Below are 20,312 nucleotides of genomic sequence, written 5' to 3'. Positions count from 1 at the left end.
CTTTTCGCCGAGGACACGAAGCTCACCACCGATTTCGTTCTGACCTAAAGCTGTCAAACGCTGTAGGCGCAATTCCAGAATAGCTCGCGCTTGAGCTTCAGAAAGCTGATATGTTCCATCTTCCTTTATTGCATATTCCGGATCATCAACAAGCTGGATCAATGCAGAAACAGAGCTTGCATCCCAAGCCTTACCCATCAATTGTGTGCGAGCAGTCACTGGGTCCGGGGCTGCGCGAATAAGTTTGATAATCTCATCAATATTTGCTACGGCAATCGCCAAGCCTATCAATACATGGGCCCGCTCGCGCGCTTTGTTCAAAAGATATTTTGTTCGCCGGGTAATAACTTCTTCCCGGAAGTCCAGGAAAGCTTCCAGCATTTCCTTGACGTTAAGCAATTCCGGTTTTCCGTGATTAAGCGAAAGCATGTTAACACCAAATGATGTTTGCAACGAGGTGTAGCGGAAGAGTTGATTTAAAACGACTTCCGGCATTGCATCTCGTTTGATCTCAACGACGACACGTACGCCATGACGATCAGATTCATCCCGCAAGTCACCAATACCTTCGACCTTTTTAGCTCGTACAAGATCGGCAATCTGTTCGACAAGCCGCGCCTTATTCACTTGATAGGGAATCTCTGTAACGATCAGAGCCTGACGGTCCTTTCTGATCTCTTCAATATCGACTTTGGCCCGAATGATTACGGATCCCCGGCCTGTGGTAAGCCCACTTACAGAGCCGGTTCTGCCAAGGATAACTCCGCCTGTTGGAAAATCCGGGGCAGGAATAAATTCAAGCAATTCTTCCGCAGCCATTTCCGGCTTAGCTAAGAGTGCAATACTGCCGTCAATAACTTCACCTAGATTATGCGGCGGAATATTTGTCGCCATTCCAACAGCGATACCACCGGCGCCATTGACTAAAAGATTTGGATAACGGGCAGGCAGAACCGAAGGTTCGCGCTCACTATCGTCATAGTTGTTAACAAAATCGACTGTATCTTTATCGATGTCGTCGATAAGACTTTCCGCCGCCTTTTGCAGCCGGGCTTCTGTGTATCTCATGGCCGCCGCTTTATCACCATCCATGGATCCGAAATTGCCCTGACCTTCCACAAGCTTCAAACTCATGGAGAAGTCCTGTGCCAAGCGAACCATGGCATCATAAATCGCGCTATCGCCATGGGGATGATATCGACCCATAACATCCCCGACTACACGGGCAGATTTTCGGAATGCTTTATCCGAGGTATAGCCATTTTCGTACATGGCATAAATAATCCGCCGATGGACGGGTTTGAGGCCGTCACGCGCATCCGGCAAAGCACGGGAAACAATGACACTCATGGCATAGTCCAAATAGGACCGCCGCATTTCCTCTTCTATGGTAACAGGGACAATATCGTTATCAGAAGGGGGTATAGTTACGTCGTTCAAGGCAGGCTTCCAGAATAAACTTATCCATGCTCAGAATGATCTCTAGCATGCTGTAAAACTCAAAACTCCCTTCCCTTTTTAAGCGCAAGAGAAGGTTACCTTGTTCTACAAGAAAAGAGGCGCCCGCGCAACCTTTTGCAGTTGCGAGATAGCGCCCAATAAACTCTTTCTATGTATCGACTTGAATCAACTGGATTGGCAGCTCAGACACCGGAAACGGTACCGTTTTTTGCTCCCGGCAACGGGCTTGTTCTTACCACCCGGTTAGCGACCATTCGGCCATGTAACTTGTTGATAATTTTACTGCCCGTCTTTTCGAACATAAAGGGAAAAATGGCATGTACTAAAGCACAAAATCCAGCAACGAACAGCCAGAAGGAAAATGTTGAAGACATTTCCATATGCTCAAAATAGGTTTCATTGACCGATGAAGGGTGTTCCGTGAATAATGTTGATAAGGCCATAATCTTTGTCCGTTTACTTGAATTTCTATACCTGTTATATAAGAAGCATAATACCTAATTTCAGCGAAATATTTACCCTTTTTTGACATATTTAGTTACTAATGTGAAACAAATATCCCTATTTTAGCCGTATATTGGATTTAAATACCATGGACACCATAGATAAGAAAATAATGAACTGGCTGCAACAGGATAGTTCCATTGCAGTCGCAGATCTGGCTGAGAAAGTAGGCTGTTCGCGAACCGCTTGTTGGCGGCGAATTAAATCAATGGAAGAAACCGGCTTGATAAGGCAGCAGGTTACGCTTCTCGATCGAAATAAACTCGGATTGTCCGTCACGGTATTCGTCGCAATCAAAACCAGCCGCCATGACGTGGATTGGCTGCAAAAATTTGCAGAGACCGTTGATAATTTTCCAGAAATCATGGAATTTTATCGCATGAGCGGAGACATAGATTATCTGCTAAAAGTTGTCGTTCCAGATGTTGCAGCTTATGACAATTTTTATCATCGGCTTATTCAAAAAATAGACTTATCAGATGTCAGCTCAAATTTCGCCATGGAAGAAATTAAATTCACGACCGCGCTTCCCCTTTAAGATAGCCAAAATCATTTTGTGATCCGAGGTCGACCGTATGCGGTGGCCTTGAGAAGACTTTCGACGAAGAATTCCTTCCCCTCGATAACGGCGGTGTTATCTTCCCTTTTGAATTTTACGCGAATGTCGTCGGCACCTGCCAACCGTGCATGCTCTTTTGCTTCATCCCGCAGAGTTTGTTCAGCATCGGCAACCGCCTTCTCTAACGTCGAAAAATCTCTTGGATCACCGGAGTGATAAAGTCGAAAGTAATCGCTTTCCGTCTTGGAAATTGACGCATCAACGCTAACGCGCACCTGCCCTACAACTGCGCCAATAGCATTCGCCACACCGGCATATTCAGGAATTAGTGCTGTCGTGTTGAGCTGAGCGGCAACGTCAGGATAATAAACATGGGCGGAAGCCCCCAACGCAACGATGGGCAATTTAAATTTAACGTCGACGTCCACAAATGGATTAGGCTCTTCGCGTACCGATCCGGCAATTAACGTTTGAGACAATGTTGGAGATAAAAAACGGTCCCCTTCAAGGGCCGCCGCCAGCAGGGTTTCGTTTGATTTTCTGACCAGCGTTTTAATAATCAGTTTACTCATATCCACGGCGGAAAGCGCGATTGACTTACCCTTACTGTTCTTATTATTGGCAAAAAGCCTGGCTGCCTTTTCCGCGGCACTGCGATCCCAGTCCGTGTGCAAATGCAAAACATGGGCTGCATCTGAAGGCGTCAAGCCGCAAATCATCACAGCTCCCTTGGTCACCAAGCTTTCAAGAGCTATATGGTGCTTTCGTTTTGCCAGCCATTTTTCCAATGGACGCGGACCTCCAGATAAGTCTGCGAGCATCTCCTTTTCCAGATCACTAAATGACCCCATAAGGGATAAATTTTGACCAACGGCGACAGCAAACCGCCCATAAAGCTCATTGCCTCTGCCACGACTAAGCTGCAGTTCTAGAGTGTCATGCACGAGAGCCGGATAACTTTCTGCCAGCAAACTTACAGGAATGAATCTACGTGGACCCAGTTCAAGCTGCAAATCAAGACCGGATTGTCGTACAGAAACTTCGCTATCGCCCCCTAGGCCAATCGTATACATGGCGACGGCTTCAACCATAGTCCGCCATCCGCCCACCGTTGCGCCATTCTCATCGAGACGGGGATTGCCGTCCTGTAAAACAGCAATATCCGTCGTTGTCCCGCCAATGTCTGAAACTACAGCATTTTGCAAACCACTTAAATAAGCGGCACCGACCAAACTGGCTGCCGGCCCCGACAAAATAGTTTCTATAGGCTTGATTTTAGCTATTTCTGCGGAAATCAAAGCACCATCACCTTGCACGACCATTAACGGAGCGGCAATGTTATGGGCTTCAAATAATCCTTCTGTTGCTTCGATTAAATGATGGATCAAGCTGATCAGGCGGGCGTTCAATACCGACGTCAGGGCACGTCTCGGGCCGTCCAATTTACTGGATAATTCGTGGCTACAAGTTACACTCGCCCCAGTTCGTTCCAGTATGATTTCTCGTGCGCGAATTTCATGCTCAGGATTACGAGTAGCGAATAATCCAGCAACGGCAAAAGCAGTGACTTCATTACCCAGTCGATCCAACTGCGTCTTCAATTCCTTCTCGTCAAGATCAGCCAAAGGCTCCCCTTGCCCATCATGACCACCGCTTAAAAAAACAACTGGATCTTCTTTAACGGCGCTTCGTAAATCATTCCGCAATAACGCAGTTTCACCAAAGCCGATCATTATAAGGCTAATATGACCTCCCTGCCCTTCAACTAAAGCATTCGTTGCCAGCGTTGTCGACAAAGAGACCAGAGCAATTTCACTTGGATCAGTTTCCGCCGTTGCCAGGACTTTTTCAATTGACTGACCAATTCCAATCGCAAAATCATGTCGTGTTGTGAGGGATTTTGCACTCGCGACAACACCTTGCTCTTCATGGAATAACACCGCGTCCGTGTAAGTTCCACCCGTATCAATACCCAAAAGCAGCGACATGTTTCTAGGATCCTTCAAGATCTGGTGTTGGAAAAGTTACCACTTCAATTTTATTACCATCTGGGTCCTTTATAAACGCACCAAAATAGTTGGTCATCTCACCCTGCCTCGGTCCAGGAGCCCCATCATCCAGCCCACCTAAAGACAACGCAGCCCTGTAACATCTGGTCACGATTTCTTCACTTCGAGCCCGCAAACAAATATGGCTCCCGACATTTGCCGGCACAGCAGATATCTCGGGCCGCAAGTTCAGCCAAAATTCTGGATATTTTTTACCATATCCAGCTGTCGCAGGGCGATCCACAATCCGGGTCATACCAAGCTCAGCCAGAAACGCATCATAAAAAATCACACTGCGTTCAAGATCTTTTACTGCGATGGAAATATGATCTATCAAAATCCTGAAGTCCTACCCAAATGCAATTACAAACACAAAAAGGCTGCCCTTGACGGACAACCTTTTGTAAATTCGAAGCGACAAAAGATAACGGTTCCTAGAAAGGAATGTCGTCGTCAAAGTCACCGCCCATACCGCTGCCGGACGGGCCGCCATATCCGCCGCCCTGCTGTGCGCTGCCTTGCTGTGCGCCGCCAGTAGGCGCGCCACCAGAAGCTGCTCCTTCGCCATAGCCGCCACCTTGGCTGCCACCTTGACCACCGCCGGCACTATCAAGCATTGTAAGCGCTGAGTTGAAACCCTGCAAGACGATCTCAGTCGAGTATTTTGTAATACCATCCTGTTCGTACTGACGTGTTTGCAATTGGCCTTCCAGATAAACTTTCGAGCCCTTTTTTACATATTGCTCAACAATCTTGCAGAGGCCTTCATTAAAAATCACGACACGATGCCATTCGGTTTTTTCTCGGCGCTCTCCGCTCTCTCGGTCACGCCAAGATTCAGACGTGGCTATTCGAAGATTGCACACCGGTTTTCCATTCTGCATATGGCGAACTTCAGGATCCGCCCCCAGGTTTCCAACGAGGATGACTTTATTAACACTACCGGCCATGTTTTAACTGCTTTCGATTCTAATTCTGCGTAAAAATTTCTGGCCAGACAATAGCGTGCAAAATCCTCTTTGAACAGAGGAATTCGATGATTTTGCCAACCGTGAACAAAATGAAAACATTTTTTTGTTTAGGGACTGGTAATTTCACTAATTCCGCTATAAATTCCAGCTCAGATTCACGTTCATATCAGGTACCTTATCCGAATGCAGAAAACGCTCAGCATCCGCGGCGCACGCGAACATAACTTGCAAAATGTAAATATTGACATCCCACGCGACCAATTGGTGGTTATTACTGGGATGTCCGGTTCCGGCAAATCCTCCCTCGCCTTTGATACCATCTATGCCGAAGGCCAGCGGCGCTATGTTGAAAGCCTGTCGGCTTATGCTCGGCAATTTCTCGAAATGATGCAAAAGCCTGATGTTGATCATATTGATGGGTTAAGCCCGGCTATTTCCATTGAACAGAAAACAACATCGAAAAACCCGCGATCGACTGTGGGAACCGTCACAGAAATATACGATTATCTACGTCTTCTCTATGCCCGGATCGGCGTGCCCTATTCTCCTGCAACTGGGTTGCCAATTGAAAGCCAGACTGTCAGTCAAATGGTCGATCAGGTAATGGCGAAAGGTGCGGACAAAAGATTTTTCCTTATGGCGCCAATTGTCCGGGGTCGTAAAGGCGAATATCGAAAAGAGTTTTTGGACCTGCGCAAACGCGGTTTCCAACGGGTAAAAGTTGACGGTGAAATATATGATATCGAAGATATTCCAGAGCTAGACAAACAAATAAAACATCATATTGACGTTGTCGTAGACCGCGTTGTTATCAATGACGACATCCAAAGTCGCCTTGCTGATTCCATTGAAACAGCATTGGAACTGGCTGATGGTTTATTCGTCGTAGAAGATGCGGATAGCGCAGAACGATTTATTTTTTCGGCGAAATTCGCCTGTCCTGTTTCCGGCTTTACCATAGAAGAAATTGAACCCCGCATTTTCTCGTTTAACAACCCTTATGGTGCCTGTACATCCTGCGGCGGACTCGGCACTGAAATGTATTTTGATCCGGATCAGATTGTTCCCGATGTCACCTTGACATTACGAGGCGGCGCAATTGCCCCCTGGTCTCGTTCGCAGATACCGGCGCCCTATTATATGCAAACGCTGGAAGCTCTTGGCAAGCATTACGGTTTTACAACTACAGAGCCGTGGGAAGAAATTGCCGAAGAAGCAAGGAAAGCTATTCTTTTTGGAACCGCCGACGAAAAAATCCAGATCACGTTTGATGATGGAATGCGAACATATAAAACCAACAAGCCCTTTGAAGGTGTTATCCCTAATATTGAGCGCCGTTGGCGAGAAACCGATAGCAGTTGGGTTCGTGAAGATTTAGAGAAGTATCAAGATAAGACCAATTGCAGCAAATGCAGCGGTCATCGCCTGAAAGAAGAAGCGCTCGCTGTACAAATTGACGGCCATCATATTGGAGATGTGGTGAGCAAGTCGATTTTGGACGCACGCATATGGTTTGAACATCTGAGCACTGTCCTATCCCCAAAAGATCTCGCCATCGGGGAACGGGTTCTAAAAGAAATTAACGAGCGTCTCGGCTTTCTTGTGGATGTGGGGTTGGAATATCTAACGCTGTCCAGGGGCTCCGGCACTTTGTCTGGCGGGGAAAGCCAACGAATTCGACTGGCTTCACAAATTGGTTCCGGATTGACTGGTGTTCTTTATGTCCTGGACGAGCCGTCTATCGGTCTGCATCAACGAGACAATGCCCGTCTTCTGAAAACCCTAATTAATCTTAGGGATCAGGGCAACTCCGTAATCGTCGTAGAGCATGACGAAGAAGCCATCATGACAGCCGACCATGTGATTGATATGGGGCCGCGTGCAGGCAGCCACGGCGGTAAATTAATTGCCCAAGGCACACCCAAAGAAGTAATGGAAACTGAAGGCAGTGTTACTGGAAAATATCTTTCTGGCGAATTAGAAGTCCCGCTTCCCGCCGTTCGTAGAAAAATACAAGAATCCCGGCAGCTTAAAATCATCGGCGCCCGTCATAACAACTTAAAACGCGTCAATGTAAATATTCCACTTGGCACCTTTACCTGTGTTACCGGTGTGTCCGGAGGCGGCAAATCCTCTCTTATCATCGAAACCTTGTACAAAGCTATCGCTAAAAAGCTGAATAACAATCGTAATCATCCGGGACCGCATGACCGGATTGAAGGCATCGAATGGTTGGACAAAATTGTTGATATCGATCAATCCCCCATTGGCCGTACACCCCGATCAAATCCAGCGACATATACAGGCGCTTTTACGCCTATTCGTGAGTGGTTTGCGGGCCTTCCTGATGCGAAGGCGCGCGGTTACAAATCTGGACGCTTTTCCTTTAATGTAAAGGGCGGACGCTGTGAGGCTTGTAAAGGTGATGGTGTCATCAAAATTGAGATGCATTTCCTTCCAGATGTCTATGTACAATGTGATGTCTGCATGGGAGATCGCTATAACCGGGAAACGCTGGAAATCAAGTTCAAAGATAAATCGATTACAGATGTTCTCAACATGACGGTTGACGAAGCCGCCGTGTTCTTTAAGGCCGTTCCAAATGTACGCGAAAAATTTGAAACATTACAACAAGTTGGCCTCGGTTACATACATGTTGGGCAGCAAGCCACGACACTCTCTGGTGGGGAAGCACAACGTGTGAAGCTTGCCAAAGAATTATCCAGACGGGCAACCGGCCGGACCTTGTATATTCTCGACGAGCCGACGACAGGTTTGCATTTTGAAGATGTCCGGAAATTAATGGAAGTGTTGCAAGCTTTGGTCAACACCGGCAACAGTGTTTTGGTTATTGAACATAATCTGGAAGTTATTAAAACCGCGGATTGGGTTGTCGACATGGGGCCAGCCGGCGGTGACGCGGGCGGATACCTCGTTGCGGAAGGAACACCTGAAGATGTGGCGAAGGTCAAGGAAAGCTATACCGGCCAATACCTGAAAACGATATTAGCCAAGCGGCCTGCGGTAAAGCAAGCTCCTTCAAAATCCGGCAGAACCAAAGCCGCATAAGTAAAGTAGACAAACGACTATGGTCACAGAAACGAAACCCGTTCATATCGTCGGCGGCGGTTTGGCTGGCAGCGAAGCCGCCTGGCAATTGGCTTCCGCTGAGATTCCAGTTGTTCTGCATGAAATGCGGCCAGTTCGAGGCACCGACGCTCATTTAACTGATGGCCTTGCGGAACTCGTGTGTTCAAATTCGTTTCGTTCCGACGATGCGGAGAACAACGCTGTCGGACTTCTCCACAAGGAGTTGCGATTGCTTGGATCTCTGATTATGGAATCTGCAGATATCAACAAGGTTCCGGCTGGTGGCGCCCTCGCCGTTGATCGCAATGAGTTTTCTGCGTATATTCAGAAAAAAATCGAAGCCCACCCATTGATATCTATTGAGCGGGAAGAAGTGATTGGCTTGCCACCAGTGGAATGGGGCCACAGCATTATCGCGACCGGTCCTTTGACGTCACCAGCTCTGGCGTCAGCCATCCATGAGGCGACCGGCGCCGACGCTCTTGCGTTTTTTGATGCGATAGCACCTATTATTTATAAAGAAAGTATTGATTTCAATACAGCGTGGTTTCAGTCACGATACGACAAGGGTGACGGTTCCGATTACATCAATTGCCCGATGACTCAAGATCAGTATAATGATTTCATCGCAGCGCTTCTCGCGGGTGATAAAACCGAGTTCAAGGAATGGGAATCCAATACACCTTACTTCGACGCATGTTTGCCAATCGAAGTCATGGCGGAGCGCGGTCCGGAGACATTGCGGTTTGGTCCCATGAAACCCGTAGGTCTGACAAACCCTAATTCACCAGACAAACCTTACGCAGTAGTTCAATTAAGGCAGGATAACAAGCTAGGTACGCTGTATAATATAGTCGGCTTTCAAACCAAATTGACGTATGGCGAACAGAAGCGCGTTTTCTCGACAATTCCAGGGTTGGAAAAAGCTGAATTTGCACGCCTTGGCGGATTACATCGCAACACATTTATTAATAGCCCCGTTGTCCTTGATAGGGAATTACGGTTAAAAAACCTCCCGCATATTCGCTTTGCTGGCCAAATTACCGGTGTCGAGGGATATGTTGAAAGTACCGCGATTGGCCTCCTGGCAAGTCGACTGACAGCCGCCGAAATCAAGGGCTTTAGCCTTACGCCGCCGCCTGTAACGACGGCTTTAGGCGCTATACTTAGCCATATTACCGGCGGCGCCGATGCCAAGTCCTTTCAGCCCATGAACGTGAATTTTGGCCTGTTTCCACCATTCGAAGAGCGAATTCGAAAGAAGGAGCGAAAAATTGCCTATACCGGCCGTGCTTCCGATGACTTTCAAACCTGGCAAACCGAGAACTAGAAAACGATCGGTTTAGTAACCTTTTATATACGATGTCCGTTTACTATATGACCTAATCGGTTCAGAGATGACTTAGATGTTTCCTGAACCATCGATTGCCATTTGGCTTGAAATATAGTGGACAGTAATATGAGTAGTACGGAAGCAAACCAGAAAACCGCCGACAAAGACGAAGTGAATACTACTGGAGAAGCATTGGATCCGAGCGTGTATTTTTCGTTCGAACATAAGATCTTCACAGTCGAAGGTGCGTATTTTCAGCTGACTCATGACAGCAAGGAACCCTGCTTTTTTGTGAAACTTGGCGATATGAAAGGGGCGATACCGACCCGATCACTGTGCAAGGAATTTGGGATCGACGAAGAAAGCTCGGACGCGAAATTACTCGGTACTGTTGGTAGCGCTCTAAAATATGTCAAAGAAATCCGGCCAAATGATTCCATTCCACGAGAGTTACTTGACGGCTCGGCTTCATGGTCCATCGAAGAGCACCATAAAGATCTCGCGCGCGGCCGTATCACCGTCCAATTGATTTCATGGCTCAGCGGAAACGAAGAAATTGTACTGAATAGGAAAGAACTGGATACAATTTCTAATGATCCGAACACGAAAGAGCGTGTTCAGGATGCCTTTCGGGATATCGCTGAAAAACTTGGAGTAACAAGAGAAGACGTGGTAGCCAAAATAGACGATATCATTCGTGAACTCGCCTATATTGAAGCGCTGCGTGATTATTATACAGGCATCAAGAAAATCAGCACAAATCTGACACGCCTTTCTACAATCTACAAGCGGGATCGCGGTACTTCCGATGACATAAACCGCATGCAGATCTTACTTGATCCGGTTATTAAGAAATTCGACCGAACTTTTACCGAAATAGATGCACAAACATGTGAAGTTCTCGTTATTCTGAAAAATTTTGACCCAACGGTGCAAACTGTCCGTGATGCCCGAGACGATCTACATCAGCGATTTATGATCTGGGGAGAAATGGTAGAAGGTTGGAAAGGTATGATAATGGAAGAGGATTCCCTTATCGAGCGGCAACTTAAGGTTACCTATCAATTCCTTGCACGTAATTACATGCAATCGCAATCCTGGCGTCTGGGAAATCTTTGATTATCTTTTTCACCCTGTAAGTAGCGTAAATATTTTTCGAACCGGGCCTATATCCATTCGTCTATGCGCCGGATCGAACTTTGCGCTCGCTATCCTCGACAGATACAACTCATTTAACGCTAGCAAAGAATAACTCGGGTTTTCGCTCTTCGGCCGTCCCCGCACCACCTTTTTCGCTTCAGTCTGTTCTGTCTCAGCCAAGTCAACTAGGTCCTTCACGATGTTGTAAAAAGCGAGACGGTTTTCATCCTGAAAAACATTCTCCGGTAACAAAGTGTAGTTTTTCAATATCTCTTGCGGAATCAAAAGAAGATCCTGATTGGCATGGTAGGGAATAGCCCGAATAATTCCTGTTAACGCGAAGGCCTTTCCAGCCTGTTGCGCTGCATTGTACCCCGCCTCTTCCGTATTTCCCGTGACACGATAAATCAGACCATTCAAGAGGCCGCCCGTCCCCATCGCGTATTCCAGCAATTCAGAGTTTGTAACAAACGGGCATGGATCCAGATCTGTGGATCTTGTGTCAATTATGTTTTCGAAAAGCGAAACATCTAAATCATGTTCTGAAATGATAATTTTAAGGCTTCGCAATATTGGATGGTTCAAATATTTTTCATCACCCAAATTTTTCAGCGCGTCGCGCCACCACTGAAACCTAATATCTCCGAGCAGAACTTCTGATACTGTTTCCCGAACTTTCGAAATTTCTCCATTAAAGGCCAGTAACGCATGAATACGGCTTCGCGACGACGGCGGAGCAAATAACGATGCTAGCCAACGATCGTAATCAAATCTCTTGGCCTCTCTTGCCAAAAAAGGGGCATCTTTTAGTTCAGTCACAGGAAAATTTGACCTAGTTTAGAATTATTCACAAAAAGCTGGAAGCCTATAGATTTTGCTATATATCTGTCAGTACAACATATGGCGAGTTCTTTCCTGCTTCCGGGAAATGGATTTTACCACATAATTTAAAAACTGCTTAACCCAATAGATTGGTAAAGGATTTACTATGGCTTTTGAACTCCCGGCGCTTCCTTACGCGAAAGACGCTTTAGCTCCTCATATCTCGTCAAACACGTTAGATTTTCATCACGGGAAACATCACAATTCTTACGTTGTCAATCTGAACAATCTACTCGGCGAAGATAGCCGCTCACTCGAAGAAATCATGAATGAAACAGCCGGAAATGCTTCAAAAGCGAGTGTGTTTAATAACGCGGCACAGATTTGGAACCACACCTTCTATTGGCATTCTATGGCCCCTAGTGGCGGCGGTGCGCCAACAGGCGCAATTGCCACCAAAATCAACGAAGACTTCGGATCCTATGACAAGTTTGTCGAAGAATTCAAAGCCGCAGGTGCTACCCAGTTCGGAAGTGGATGGGCTTGGCTCGTTTTGGAAAATGGCAAGCTGAAGGTAACGAAAACTGGAAACGCCGGGTGCCCACTTACAGATAGCGCAGTTCCACTCCTGACAATGGATGTTTGGGAGCACGCTTATTACCTAGATTTCCAAAACCGCCGTCCAGATTATATCGCGACATTCCTAGAAAGCCTTGTAAACTGGAACTTTGCTAACGCTAATCTTGCAAAAGCCTAAACCATCGGCATATCAACACGAAAGGCGCCCGGATAATCCGAGCGCCTTGTTTTAATGTGATGCCGTCCGCCTCTAATAAAGGTTTTGAGCCGATATCATTGCATAAAGCATGGGAATAGACAGCAGAGTATTTGTCCGCGAAAACAACATAGCTGTTCTGGCAGATGCGGCTTTCGTAGCGGCATCAACCTCCACCATTCCAAGGGCTTTTTTCTGGTTTGGCCAAATAACGAACCATACGTTAAACCACATAATAATGCCCATCCACATACCAATGCCAATGGCGAGGCTCTTATCCACCGCAAAACCGTTTTGGGCGCCTAAAGTCAACGCATCAACTAGGTAGCCACTCATCCACGCGAGCAACAAACCAGTTACGATCGTAGCCATGGCTGCCCACCGAAACCACCAAAGAGCCGCTGGTGCTATCACTTTACCGATAGCTGGTTTTTGCTCATCGGGAATATTGGGCATATTTGGGATTTGGACGAAATTGAAATAATATAATAGCCCAATCCACATCACACCGCTCAACACATGCAGCCAACGCATTATGAAGGCGCCATAGGCATGTCCCATAGCAAAGCCATCCCCTGATGCCATGCTCACAACAACTGCCATAACAATTGTCAATACGATCCCAGCAATAACGGTGTTTCTCAGATTTGAAAGAATACTCGACATAAACTTGTCCCCTTTTCTCAAAAGATAAACATTCCCGCTATTTTCTTTATTATTGAGCGCAGAATGTTACACGCGCAAGATCATACGATCCGGCATACCTATGTGTAAAGGGTCGTTTTTTAGACCGCAACCAGAGCAGCAGCAACTTGCCGCCCTTCCAGCAAAAGAACATTATATGTTCGTACGGCAGCGCCTGTATCCATGGCATCGATAACGATACCTTTGTCGCGGCATGAATTTCGAATGTCTGTATCGATAAAAGCCATAGTAGCCCCGCAGCCTATCAGCAGAATTTCGACTTTAACATCCGCCGCATTGAGCGCATTCAAACTTTCGACCGACAAGTTCGCAATTGCGACGACATCCCAGAGTAATGTTTTTTCAGGAAGAACAACAACGGACCCGTAGTATTTAACGCCACTTACGCGAAAGCCGCCATCACCATACCCGTTTATTAACTGCTGGCCCGCACTTGGTATTCCGGAGATGTCCTGCATTTTACGTCCTCGGCAATCGGCAGATGTTAGCCTTTTTCGCCGGCTTCAGTGTCAACTGTATCGCCGCCCTGGAAACCATCCTCTTCCTCACTCCGATGACGAAGACCAATAACCGTCAAAATTGGCGCGGCGACAAAAATAGAAGAATATGTACCGATAACCACACCAAATATCATCGCCGTGGCAAACCCGCGGATTACCTCCCCGCCAAAAATATACAACGCGGCTAAGGCCAGTAACGTCGTCAAAGAGGTTATCGTTGTCCGTGCCAATGTCTCGTTGATAGAGAAATTGATCAGCTCCGTGACTGGCATTTTCTTGAATCGCCGAAAATTCTCACGAATACGGTCATAGACTACAACGGTATCATTGATTGAATAGCCGACTATGGTCAGGATAGCCGCAACGGACGCCAGATTGAATTCAATCCCGGTAACCGCAAACATGCCAATTGTCAGCACCACATCATGGACAAGGGCCACTACGGCGCCAACAGAATAATGCCATTCGAACCGCAACCAGATATAGACGAGGATGGCAAATACGGCGACAGCTACGGCTTCGATTGCAGCCAAAACCAGCTCTTCGGAAACCGTCGGTCCAACAAATTCGACCCGGCGGTAGGATATGTCCTCACCAAAATCCGAATTGAGCTGAGCCTTGATTATATTTACGGCCTCTTCCTGCGCTTTCGCTTCGCCAGGCTGACGCTGGACACGAATGAGGATGTCTTCCTCCGATCCAAATGTCTGAAGGGCCACTTGGCCCAAACCCAGTCCTCCGAGAGAATTTCTCATGTTACCAAGGTCCGGTGCCGTCGGCATGGCCACTTCTATGAGGATACCGCCTTCGAAATCGATACCCTTATTGAGTCCAGGGCCGAAAAACATGATAGCCGATCCGACCACCAAAAGAGATGAAAGAACTAACGCCATCAACCGGAATTTGAAAAAAGGGATATTGGTTTTCGCTGGGACGAGCTTAATTTTATACATGATGCCCGCTCCTAAATTTCTAATGTCTTTGGCCGCTTACGCTGCATCCAGAAGGATATCAGCATGCGGGAAAGCATGATGGCCGTAAACATGGAACTGATGATACCAATCAGCAAGGTGACAGCAAAACCCTTAACTGGCCCCGACCCCATGACGAAGAGGATCGTTGCCGCAATGCCGGTCGTTACGTTAGCATCGATGATTGTCGTAAAAGCGCGATTGAAACCGGATTCGACCGCATTGAACGGCGTTTTCCCGGTTCGCAACTCTTCGCGTATTCGCTCGAAAATCAGAACATTAGCGTCAACCGCCATGCCGATGGTCAGGACGATACCGGCAATGCCCGGTAATGTCAGTGTCGCGCCGAGGATCGACAGAACCGCCATAATAAGGAACATATTCATTGCGAGGGCCACATTGGCAACCATCCCGAACAAGCCGTACGTGGCAATCATAAAGAAAGCCACAGCCACAATACCAATAATACCGGCGACCTTACCGGCCGCAATAGAATCTGCACCCAAATCCGGGCCAACAGAGCGTTCTTCAAGTATCGTAAGTGGCGCCGGCAAAGCCCCTGCCCGTAAGAGCAGCGCAAGATCTTGCGCTCCTTGAACATTGAAACCGCCACTAATAACTGCACTGCCACCCAAAATAGGCTCGTTGATACGTGGTGCACTAACAACTTCGTTATCCAGAACAATCGCAAAAGGCCGGCCGACATTGTCGGACGTCGCGCGACCAAACTGCTTAGCACCTAACCCGTCAAACCGGATAGATACAACAGGTTGGCCATTTTGAAACGTTGCCTGCGCATCTTCAAGATTCTCACCTGAGACCATAACCCGGTTTTTAACAATATAGGACGGATCACCTTCTTCGACCGAGCGAAGACGCTTTGATCCCGGAGGGACTCGGCCACCTGATACGTTGGTTGCTGAGACATCCAAGAGGTGAAACGTCAGCTGCGCAGTTTCACCAAGCAGGCGCTTGATCCGATCAGGATCATCCACGCCCGGTAATTGCACCAAAACCCGATCTGCTCCCTGACGCTGAATGGACGGCTCGTTCACACCTGTTTCATCAACCCGTCGGCGGACAATTTCAATGGATTGATCGACAGCGGAGCTGATCCGTTGCGTAATTGACTGATCACTCGGCGTTAATGTTGCACTCCCGTCGTCATCGATGCTGAGTACATTGTCGCGCTGACCATTGGGCATGATATTTGATAACACGGATAAACGTTCACGTGCCTTTTCTTCATCCGCCATATCGCGCAGAACAAAAGATACAACATTATTCTCATGCCTCAGGTCTTTATACCCAACATTATCTCCTTGCTCACGCAAGTTATCCCGCACTGCGTCAACCAAACTTTCCATCATTTTTGTCGTTACAACTTCAGCATCAACTTGCAATAGCAGATGCGATCCACCTTGCAAATCCAGGCCCAGACTTACCTGCTTAGAGGGCAACCAATCTGGCAACCCTTCAAGAGCAGATTTACTGACAAAATTTGGAAGTGTGTACAGAATGCCGAAGGCGCAGACAAATGCGACGACGATAATCTTCCACGTCGGGAATTTAAGCATGCTCGAACGCCGTTATTTCTTGAACAACTTGGACAACAATCCACCGCCACCTGCGCCAGTGCTTTGATCCCCTGACGGAGCTGCCGCAGCAGGATCTACCTTGCCTTTGACATCCGTCAATGTTGACTTGACGACATTGATTTTGACTTCAGGCGCGATTTCGACTTGAACGACATTGTCATCACGAACTTTCGTCACTTTACCCATGATACCACCAGAGGTCACGACATTGTCACCGCGACTTACGGCTGCGATCATTGCCTTGTGATCTTTGGCCCGCTTTTGCTGAGGGCGAATAAGCAGAAAGTAGAAGACGACACCGATCAACACGAGCGGCATAATTTGCATAATTCCTTGGTCCATAACTCAGGTCCTTTGATCCATTTAAAATACGGATGCAGCGATAACCGCCCTACCCTTAAAATTCCAGAACGACTTTTATAGTGTTCTTAGGCCTCAATGCAAGCCGCAATCTACCTTGGAGGCATATTTGACCAACAAGAATTTCTGCTAGTAGGCCTTGTACAATCTTGTCGGCACTGGCATTTATAGTTTCCATCCCGTAATTTGGGTTTTTGTTTTCCTTTTTCAATTGGTCATCATGAGTGAAGAAAAAATTCTCGAGCAATTAAGACGCATTGCAGACAGTCTCGATCGAATAGCCCCCTCTTCGAGAAGCGAGCCGGATATTGATGCCGGAGACGCGTTCGTCTGGCAGGCAGAGAGTAACAGTTTAAGACTGATCCCGAAGGTCAATCACGTCGGCATGTCCATGCTGCAAGGTATTGACAGGGTGAAGGACATACTACTTGAAAATACAATGCGGTTTGCTAAGGGCTTACCAGCCAATAACGCACTTTTGTGGGGCGCGCGCGGCATGGGCAAAAGCTCACTGGTAAAAGCTGCCCATGCTCTGGTTAATCAGCAGTTGGATCATTCACTTGTCCTCGTGGAAATTCATCGCGAAGATATCCCTTCGTTACCGACCCTCATGCAAGTCCTTCAAAAAACGGAACGGCGTTGTGTCTTGTTCTGCGATGACCTGTCTTTCGATAGTGACGATTCAACGTATAAATCCCTAAAAACAGTTCTCGACGGCGGACTTGAAGGGCGCCCATCCAACGTAATTTTTTACGCGACGTCAAATCGCCGTCATATGATGCGGCGGGACATGATTGAAAATGAGCGCTCCACCGCAATCATACCGTCAGAAGCGATCGAGGAAAAAGTATCCCTTTCGGACCGATTTGGGCTTTGGCTTGGCTTTCACAGCTGCTCTCAGGATGAATATCTAGATATGATTCGGGGTTATCTTGCTCACTACAAAATTCCGATTTCTGAAAAAGAATTCACAGCAGAGGCCATCGAATGGACGCGCACACGCGGTTCCAGATCCGGCCGTGTCGCCTGGCAATACATTCAAGACATTGCCGGACGGACAGGAACGATCATAGAATAATCGAAAGGGAGAGCGATTACGTTCGGGGTAATTGCATATCTTCTCCCAATTGCTAATTTTTCCATCACGACCTTGGAAGGAGCTATTGCAAATGAATTCGGCGGACCTAACGACTTACATTCAAGACCGCGTGCCGTTATGCGGCACTTTGCACATTCATGCGGAGAAACTTGATGCAGATGAGGTCGTCCTCTGGCTCGATTGGGCGGCAGACTTGTGCACGAGTAATGATATGTTGCATGGCGGAGCCGTAATGGCGCTCGCAGACTCGGCCGGCGGTGCAGCGGCAATGGCAAATTTACCAGAAGGCGCCCTGGGAACATCAACTATTGAATCGAAAACCAATTTTCTCGGCGCTATCCGCAATGGGCAGGTAATTGCCACGTCCCGACCTTTACATGTTGGCTCGTCGACAATTGTCATCGAAACAGAAATTCGAAATAATGACAAATTGGTTGCTAAGGTCGCTCAAATTCAAACAGTTCTCCGTCCGCGAAATTAGCCACGCCGATGAAATATTGCCAACTAAGTTACTTCAGATATTTAGTGGGATTAACGGCCCTGCCCTTTTTTCGAATCTCGAAATGCAACTGGCTTTCCGTGACATTCCCGGAGGATCCCACATAGGCAATTATATCACCTTTTTTTACTGCCTCTCCCTTGGACACCGCTGATTTTTTTGTATGCCCATAAGCGGTAACATAGCCATCAGCATGGGAAACCAGTAAGAGATTACCAAAGGATCGCATTTCGTTACCCACATAAGAGACAACACCGTTTTCCGATGCTCGGATTGGGGTTCCCGCTTTGACACGAATATTCACGCCATCATTATGATAGCCAGAATCCTTTTTCCCATACCATGAAATTACTTTACCTTTCACAGGCCAAGCAAAGGATTTGCCACTCCGCTGCGGTAAATCCTTAACGCTATATCGACGGCGTGGGACGGGCGGTATATCGAGTTTGGCCACTTGAAATGCGGGTTCCTGAGACGCAAGGGCCGTTTTTTTCTTTACCGGTTTAGGCGCGGGCGTAAATGTTTTAGTCGGTGCCTGAGGCGCCACTGCAACAACTTCTGTTTTCGGAACCGGAACAACAGTTGCTGACGAATTAATAACCACAGTTTTCAATGGTTGTACCGATAAAGATTTTTTCGGATCAGGCCAGCGTGTTGAACTTACAGAGGCGACCTGTACCTGTCCGTTATTCTTCATTGGAATCTGTAAGTTTGTTCCAGGCATCAATGTATATGGTGACGCCAGAAAATTATAATGCGCGACATCCGGCATTTCGACCTCATACACCCGCGATATAGCATACAATGTTTCTCCCGGACGGACAGAATGTGTTCTGAACGCCGGAACCTTTAGTTGCTGTCCGGGAAATATTGTATAAGGCGAACGCAAATTATTAAGAGTTACAACCGATTTAATCGGTACATTTTGTCGTGCTGCGACTTTTGAGAGAGTATCTCCCCGATTCACAGTCACAAAATGATAGGATAAATTCTGATAATTTGGCTCAAAATCGGAGGGAACTGTATATCCGGCGGCAACAACCGCGGTTGACGTCTTTTGCGGGGCAGAATAGGTGCGTGAAGACCCACTGGTCGGTAAATAGGTGTTATACAAACACCCAGATAATACCAACGAAAGTACGCAACTACAGGCTACGCGAACAAAAATGTTAAGATTCCACGCCATCATACGGACAATATTAAGCATATTTCGCTATGATTAACAATAGATTTAAACTGATACCAAATGTTGTGATGAATTAAGACTCTTCCGCAACCCCTTGAACCATCGGTACGAATCTAACGGGCAACATCACCTCTTCCGACACGTCCCCAATCTCATTCTTTGAAACTTTGACGATATGCTGGTCTACAGGGTCTTTACCAACAGGAAGGATCATGATGCCGTCATTTCCAAGCTGATCAAGAAGATTTTGCGGTATTTCTTCTGCGGCGGCTGTCACCAAAATCCGATCAAACGGTTCTTGTTCCTGCCACCCCTTATGCCCATCTCCCACTTTCGAAGTGATATTGGTAATTTTCAGTTCTTTGAACAGCTCTTCCGAACCTTGCAGCAGATTTCTGTGCCGCTCAATGGTATAAACTCGTCGGCAGAGCCGCGCCAAAATAGCCGTTTGGTAACCCGACCCTGTCCCAATTTCCAGTATTTTCCGTCGCTTATCGAGCTCAAGTATCTGAGTCATATAAGCGACGATGTAAGGCTGGCTGATGGTTTGGCCACTGGCAATCGGTAACGCGATATTTTCGTAAGCTCGATCGCGGAAAGTCGCCGGTACAAACACTTCACGCGGCACCCTTTCGATCGCTGAAAGCACGTCCGTACTGCCGATCCCCAAGCGCCGAAGCTCCATAATCAA

The 20,312-nt window shown here is 47.3% G+C and carries 20 protein-coding genes; 7 read left to right on the top strand and 13 right to left on the bottom strand.

The features are described 5' to 3' along the window. Both V7723_RS04770 and V7723_RS04765 read right to left on the bottom strand, forming a co-directional pair. Positions 1–1,440, bottom strand: a 1,440-nt coding sequence (locus tag V7723_RS04770) for a DNA topoisomerase (ATP-hydrolyzing) (RefSeq protein WP_335683293.1), incomplete at its 3' end; no start/stop codon positions are given. Between the two features lie 203 nt (positions 1,441–1,643). Next, on the bottom strand, positions 1,644–1,904 hold the full coding sequence (locus V7723_RS04765) for a DUF6356 family protein (protein ID WP_335683292.1): 261 nt from the start codon (positions 1,902–1,904) through the stop codon (positions 1,644–1,646). Between the two features lie 149 nt (positions 1,905–2,053). Here V7723_RS04765 and V7723_RS04760 point away from each other — a divergent pair, with 149 nt between their 5' ends. Further along, positions 2,054–2,503: an Lrp/AsnC family transcriptional regulator gene (locus tag V7723_RS04760; RefSeq protein ID WP_335683291.1), complete on the top strand. Its 450-nt coding sequence runs from the start codon at positions 2,054–2,056 to the stop codon at positions 2,501–2,503. Between the two features lie 11 nt (positions 2,504–2,514). Here the strand turns inward: V7723_RS04760 and V7723_RS04755 are convergent, their stop codons facing one another. The 3 genes from V7723_RS04755 to ssb form a co-directional block, all read right to left on the bottom strand. Beyond that, positions 2,515–4,512, bottom strand: coding sequence for a hydantoinase/oxoprolinase family protein (locus tag V7723_RS04755; protein ID WP_335683290.1), 1,998 nt, complete (start codon positions 4,510–4,512; stop codon positions 2,515–2,517). Between the two features lie 4 nt (positions 4,513–4,516). Then, a complete protein-coding gene (locus V7723_RS04750; protein WP_335683289.1) occupies positions 4,517–4,909 on the bottom strand; it encodes a VOC family protein in 393 nt (130 codons plus the stop codon). A 97-nt stretch (positions 4,910–5,006) separates the two neighbouring features. Continuing rightward, a complete protein-coding gene (gene ssb, locus V7723_RS04745; RefSeq protein ID WP_335683288.1) occupies positions 5,007–5,522 on the bottom strand; it encodes a single-stranded DNA-binding protein in 516 nt (171 codons plus the stop codon). Between the two features lie 204 nt (positions 5,523–5,726). Here ssb and uvrA point away from each other — a divergent pair, with 204 nt between their 5' ends. The 3 genes from uvrA (at position 5,727) to V7723_RS04730 (ending at position 11,085) form a co-directional block, all read left to right on the top strand. Continuing rightward, positions 5,727–8,612 carry an excinuclease ABC subunit UvrA gene (gene uvrA / locus V7723_RS04740; RefSeq protein ID WP_335683287.1) on the top strand — a complete coding sequence of 962 codons (2,886 nt, stop codon included), beginning with the start codon at positions 5,727–5,729 and terminating at the stop codon, positions 8,610–8,612. Between the two features lie 19 nt (positions 8,613–8,631). Then, positions 8,632–9,963, top strand: a complete 1,332-nt coding sequence (trmFO, locus tag V7723_RS04735) for a methylenetetrahydrofolate--tRNA-(uracil(54)-C(5))-methyltransferase (FADH(2)-oxidizing) TrmFO (protein ID WP_335683286.1) — start codon at positions 8,632–8,634, stop codon at positions 9,961–9,963. Positions 9,964–10,092: 129 nt separating this feature from the next. Further along, positions 10,093–11,085: a hypothetical protein gene (locus V7723_RS04730; protein ID WP_335683285.1), complete on the top strand. Its 993-nt coding sequence runs from the start codon at positions 10,093–10,095 to the stop codon at positions 11,083–11,085. Positions 11,086–11,094: 9 nt separating this feature from the next. Here V7723_RS04730 and V7723_RS04725 read toward each other — a convergent pair whose 3' ends face one another. Next, the gene (locus tag V7723_RS04725) at positions 11,095–11,925 is read right to left on the bottom strand and encodes a squalene/phytoene synthase family protein (RefSeq protein WP_335683284.1); all 831 of its coding nucleotides are present in this window, start codon (positions 11,923–11,925) and stop codon (positions 11,095–11,097) included. A gap of 169 nt (positions 11,926–12,094) precedes the next feature. Between V7723_RS04725 and V7723_RS04720 the strand changes: the two genes are divergently transcribed. Then, entirely contained in the window at positions 12,095–12,685 is a 591-nt protein-coding gene (locus V7723_RS04720) for a superoxide dismutase (protein ID WP_335683283.1), read from the top strand. 72 nt (positions 12,686–12,757) lie between these two features. Here the strand turns inward: V7723_RS04720 and V7723_RS04715 are convergent, their stop codons facing one another. The 5 genes from V7723_RS04715 to yajC all read right to left on the bottom strand — a co-directional run bounded on the left by V7723_RS04715 (position 12,758) and on the right by yajC (position 16,819). Next, positions 12,758–13,369: a urate hydroxylase PuuD gene (locus V7723_RS04715; RefSeq protein WP_335683282.1), complete on the bottom strand. Its 612-nt coding sequence runs from the start codon at positions 13,367–13,369 to the stop codon at positions 12,758–12,760. Positions 13,370–13,488: 119 nt separating this feature from the next. Beyond that, positions 13,489–13,866 (bottom strand): Mth938-like domain-containing protein, encoded by a 378-nt coding sequence (locus V7723_RS04710; protein WP_335683281.1) that lies wholly within the window; start codon positions 13,864–13,866, stop codon positions 13,489–13,491. 26 nt (positions 13,867–13,892) lie between these two features. Beyond that, the gene (secF, locus tag V7723_RS04705) at positions 13,893–14,861 is read right to left on the bottom strand and encodes a protein translocase subunit SecF (RefSeq protein WP_335683280.1); all 969 of its coding nucleotides are present in this window, start codon (positions 14,859–14,861) and stop codon (positions 13,893–13,895) included. An 11-nt stretch (positions 14,862–14,872) separates the two neighbouring features. Then, a complete protein-coding gene (gene secD, locus V7723_RS04700) occupies positions 14,873–16,456 on the bottom strand; it encodes a protein translocase subunit SecD (protein ID WP_335683279.1) in 1,584 nt (527 codons plus the stop codon). A 12-nt stretch (positions 16,457–16,468) separates the two neighbouring features. Next, positions 16,469–16,819, bottom strand: a complete 351-nt coding sequence (gene yajC / locus V7723_RS04695; RefSeq protein ID WP_335683278.1) for a preprotein translocase subunit YajC — start codon at positions 16,817–16,819, stop codon at positions 16,469–16,471. 238 nt (positions 16,820–17,057) lie between these two features. Between yajC and V7723_RS04690 the strand changes: the two genes are divergently transcribed. Then, positions 17,058–17,915, top strand: a complete 858-nt coding sequence (locus V7723_RS04690; protein ID WP_335683277.1) for an ATP-binding protein — start codon at positions 17,058–17,060, stop codon at positions 17,913–17,915. 91 nt (positions 17,916–18,006) lie between these two features. After that, complete coding sequence (locus tag V7723_RS04685) at positions 18,007–18,417, top strand: PaaI family thioesterase (RefSeq protein ID WP_335683276.1); 411 nt, start codon at positions 18,007–18,009, stop codon at positions 18,415–18,417. Positions 18,418–18,445: 28 nt separating this feature from the next. Here V7723_RS04685 and V7723_RS04680 read toward each other — a convergent pair whose 3' ends face one another. Further along, complete coding sequence (locus V7723_RS04680; protein WP_335683275.1) at positions 18,446–19,642, bottom strand: peptidoglycan DD-metalloendopeptidase family protein; 1,197 nt, start codon at positions 19,640–19,642, stop codon at positions 18,446–18,448. Positions 19,643–19,694: 52 nt separating this feature from the next. Beyond that, positions 19,695–20,306 (bottom strand): protein-L-isoaspartate(D-aspartate) O-methyltransferase, encoded by a 612-nt coding sequence (locus tag V7723_RS04675; protein WP_443024189.1) that lies wholly within the window; start codon positions 20,304–20,306, stop codon positions 19,695–19,697. Positions 20,307–20,312: the final 6 nt, after the last annotated feature.

Source organism: Sneathiella sp., assembly GCF_036960985.1.
In the GTDB taxonomy this organism is placed as follows: Bacteria; Pseudomonadota; Alphaproteobacteria; order Sneathiellales; family Sneathiellaceae; genus Sneathiella.
This window is presented reverse-complemented; position numbering and strand designations above follow the sequence as displayed.

Bases quoted from the DNA above. Each gene is read 5' to 3' on its own strand.
- V7723_RS04765 (WP_335683292.1), bottom strand. From the start codon at position 1,904: ATGGCCTTATCAACATTATTCACGGAACACCCTTCATCGGTCAATGAA.
- V7723_RS04760 (WP_335683291.1), top strand. From the start codon at position 2,054: ATGGACACCATAGATAAGAAAATAATGAACTGGCTGCAACAGGATAGT.
- V7723_RS04755 (WP_335683290.1), bottom strand. From the start codon at position 4,512: ATGTCGCTGCTTTTGGGTATTGATACGGGTGGAACTTACACGGACGCG.
- ssb (WP_335683288.1), bottom strand. From the start codon at position 5,522: ATGGCCGGTAGTGTTAATAAAGTCATCCTCGTTGGAAACCTGGGGGCG.
- uvrA (WP_335683287.1), top strand. From the start codon at position 5,727: ATGCAGAAAACGCTCAGCATCCGCGGCGCACGCGAACATAACTTGCAA.
- trmFO (WP_335683286.1), top strand. From the start codon at position 8,632: ATGGTCACAGAAACGAAACCCGTTCATATCGTCGGCGGCGGTTTGGCT.
- V7723_RS04730 (WP_335683285.1), top strand. From the start codon at position 10,093: ATGAGTAGTACGGAAGCAAACCAGAAAACCGCCGACAAAGACGAAGTG.
- V7723_RS04720 (WP_335683283.1), top strand. From the start codon at position 12,095: ATGGCTTTTGAACTCCCGGCGCTTCCTTACGCGAAAGACGCTTTAGCT.
- V7723_RS04715 (WP_335683282.1), bottom strand. From the start codon at position 13,369: ATGTCGAGTATTCTTTCAAATCTGAGAAACACCGTTATTGCTGGGATC.
- V7723_RS04710 (WP_335683281.1), bottom strand. From the start codon at position 13,866: ATGCAGGACATCTCCGGAATACCAAGTGCGGGCCAGCAGTTAATAAAC.
- secF (WP_335683280.1), bottom strand. From the start codon at position 14,861: ATGTATAAAATTAAGCTCGTCCCAGCGAAAACCAATATCCCTTTTTTC.
- secD (WP_335683279.1), bottom strand. From the start codon at position 16,456: ATGCTTAAATTCCCGACGTGGAAGATTATCGTCGTCGCATTTGTCTGC.
- yajC (WP_335683278.1), bottom strand. From the start codon at position 16,819: ATGGACCAAGGAATTATGCAAATTATGCCGCTCGTGTTGATCGGTGTC.
- V7723_RS04690 (WP_335683277.1), top strand. From the start codon at position 17,058: ATGAGTGAAGAAAAAATTCTCGAGCAATTAAGACGCATTGCAGACAGT.
- V7723_RS04685 (WP_335683276.1), top strand. From the start codon at position 18,007: ATGAATTCGGCGGACCTAACGACTTACATTCAAGACCGCGTGCCGTTA.
- V7723_RS04680 (WP_335683275.1), bottom strand. From the start codon at position 19,642: ATGCTTAATATTGTCCGTATGATGGCGTGGAATCTTAACATTTTTGTT.
- V7723_RS04675 (WP_443024189.1), bottom strand. From the start codon at position 20,306: ATGGAGCTTCGGCGCTTGGGGATCGGCAGTACGGACGTGCTTTCAGCG.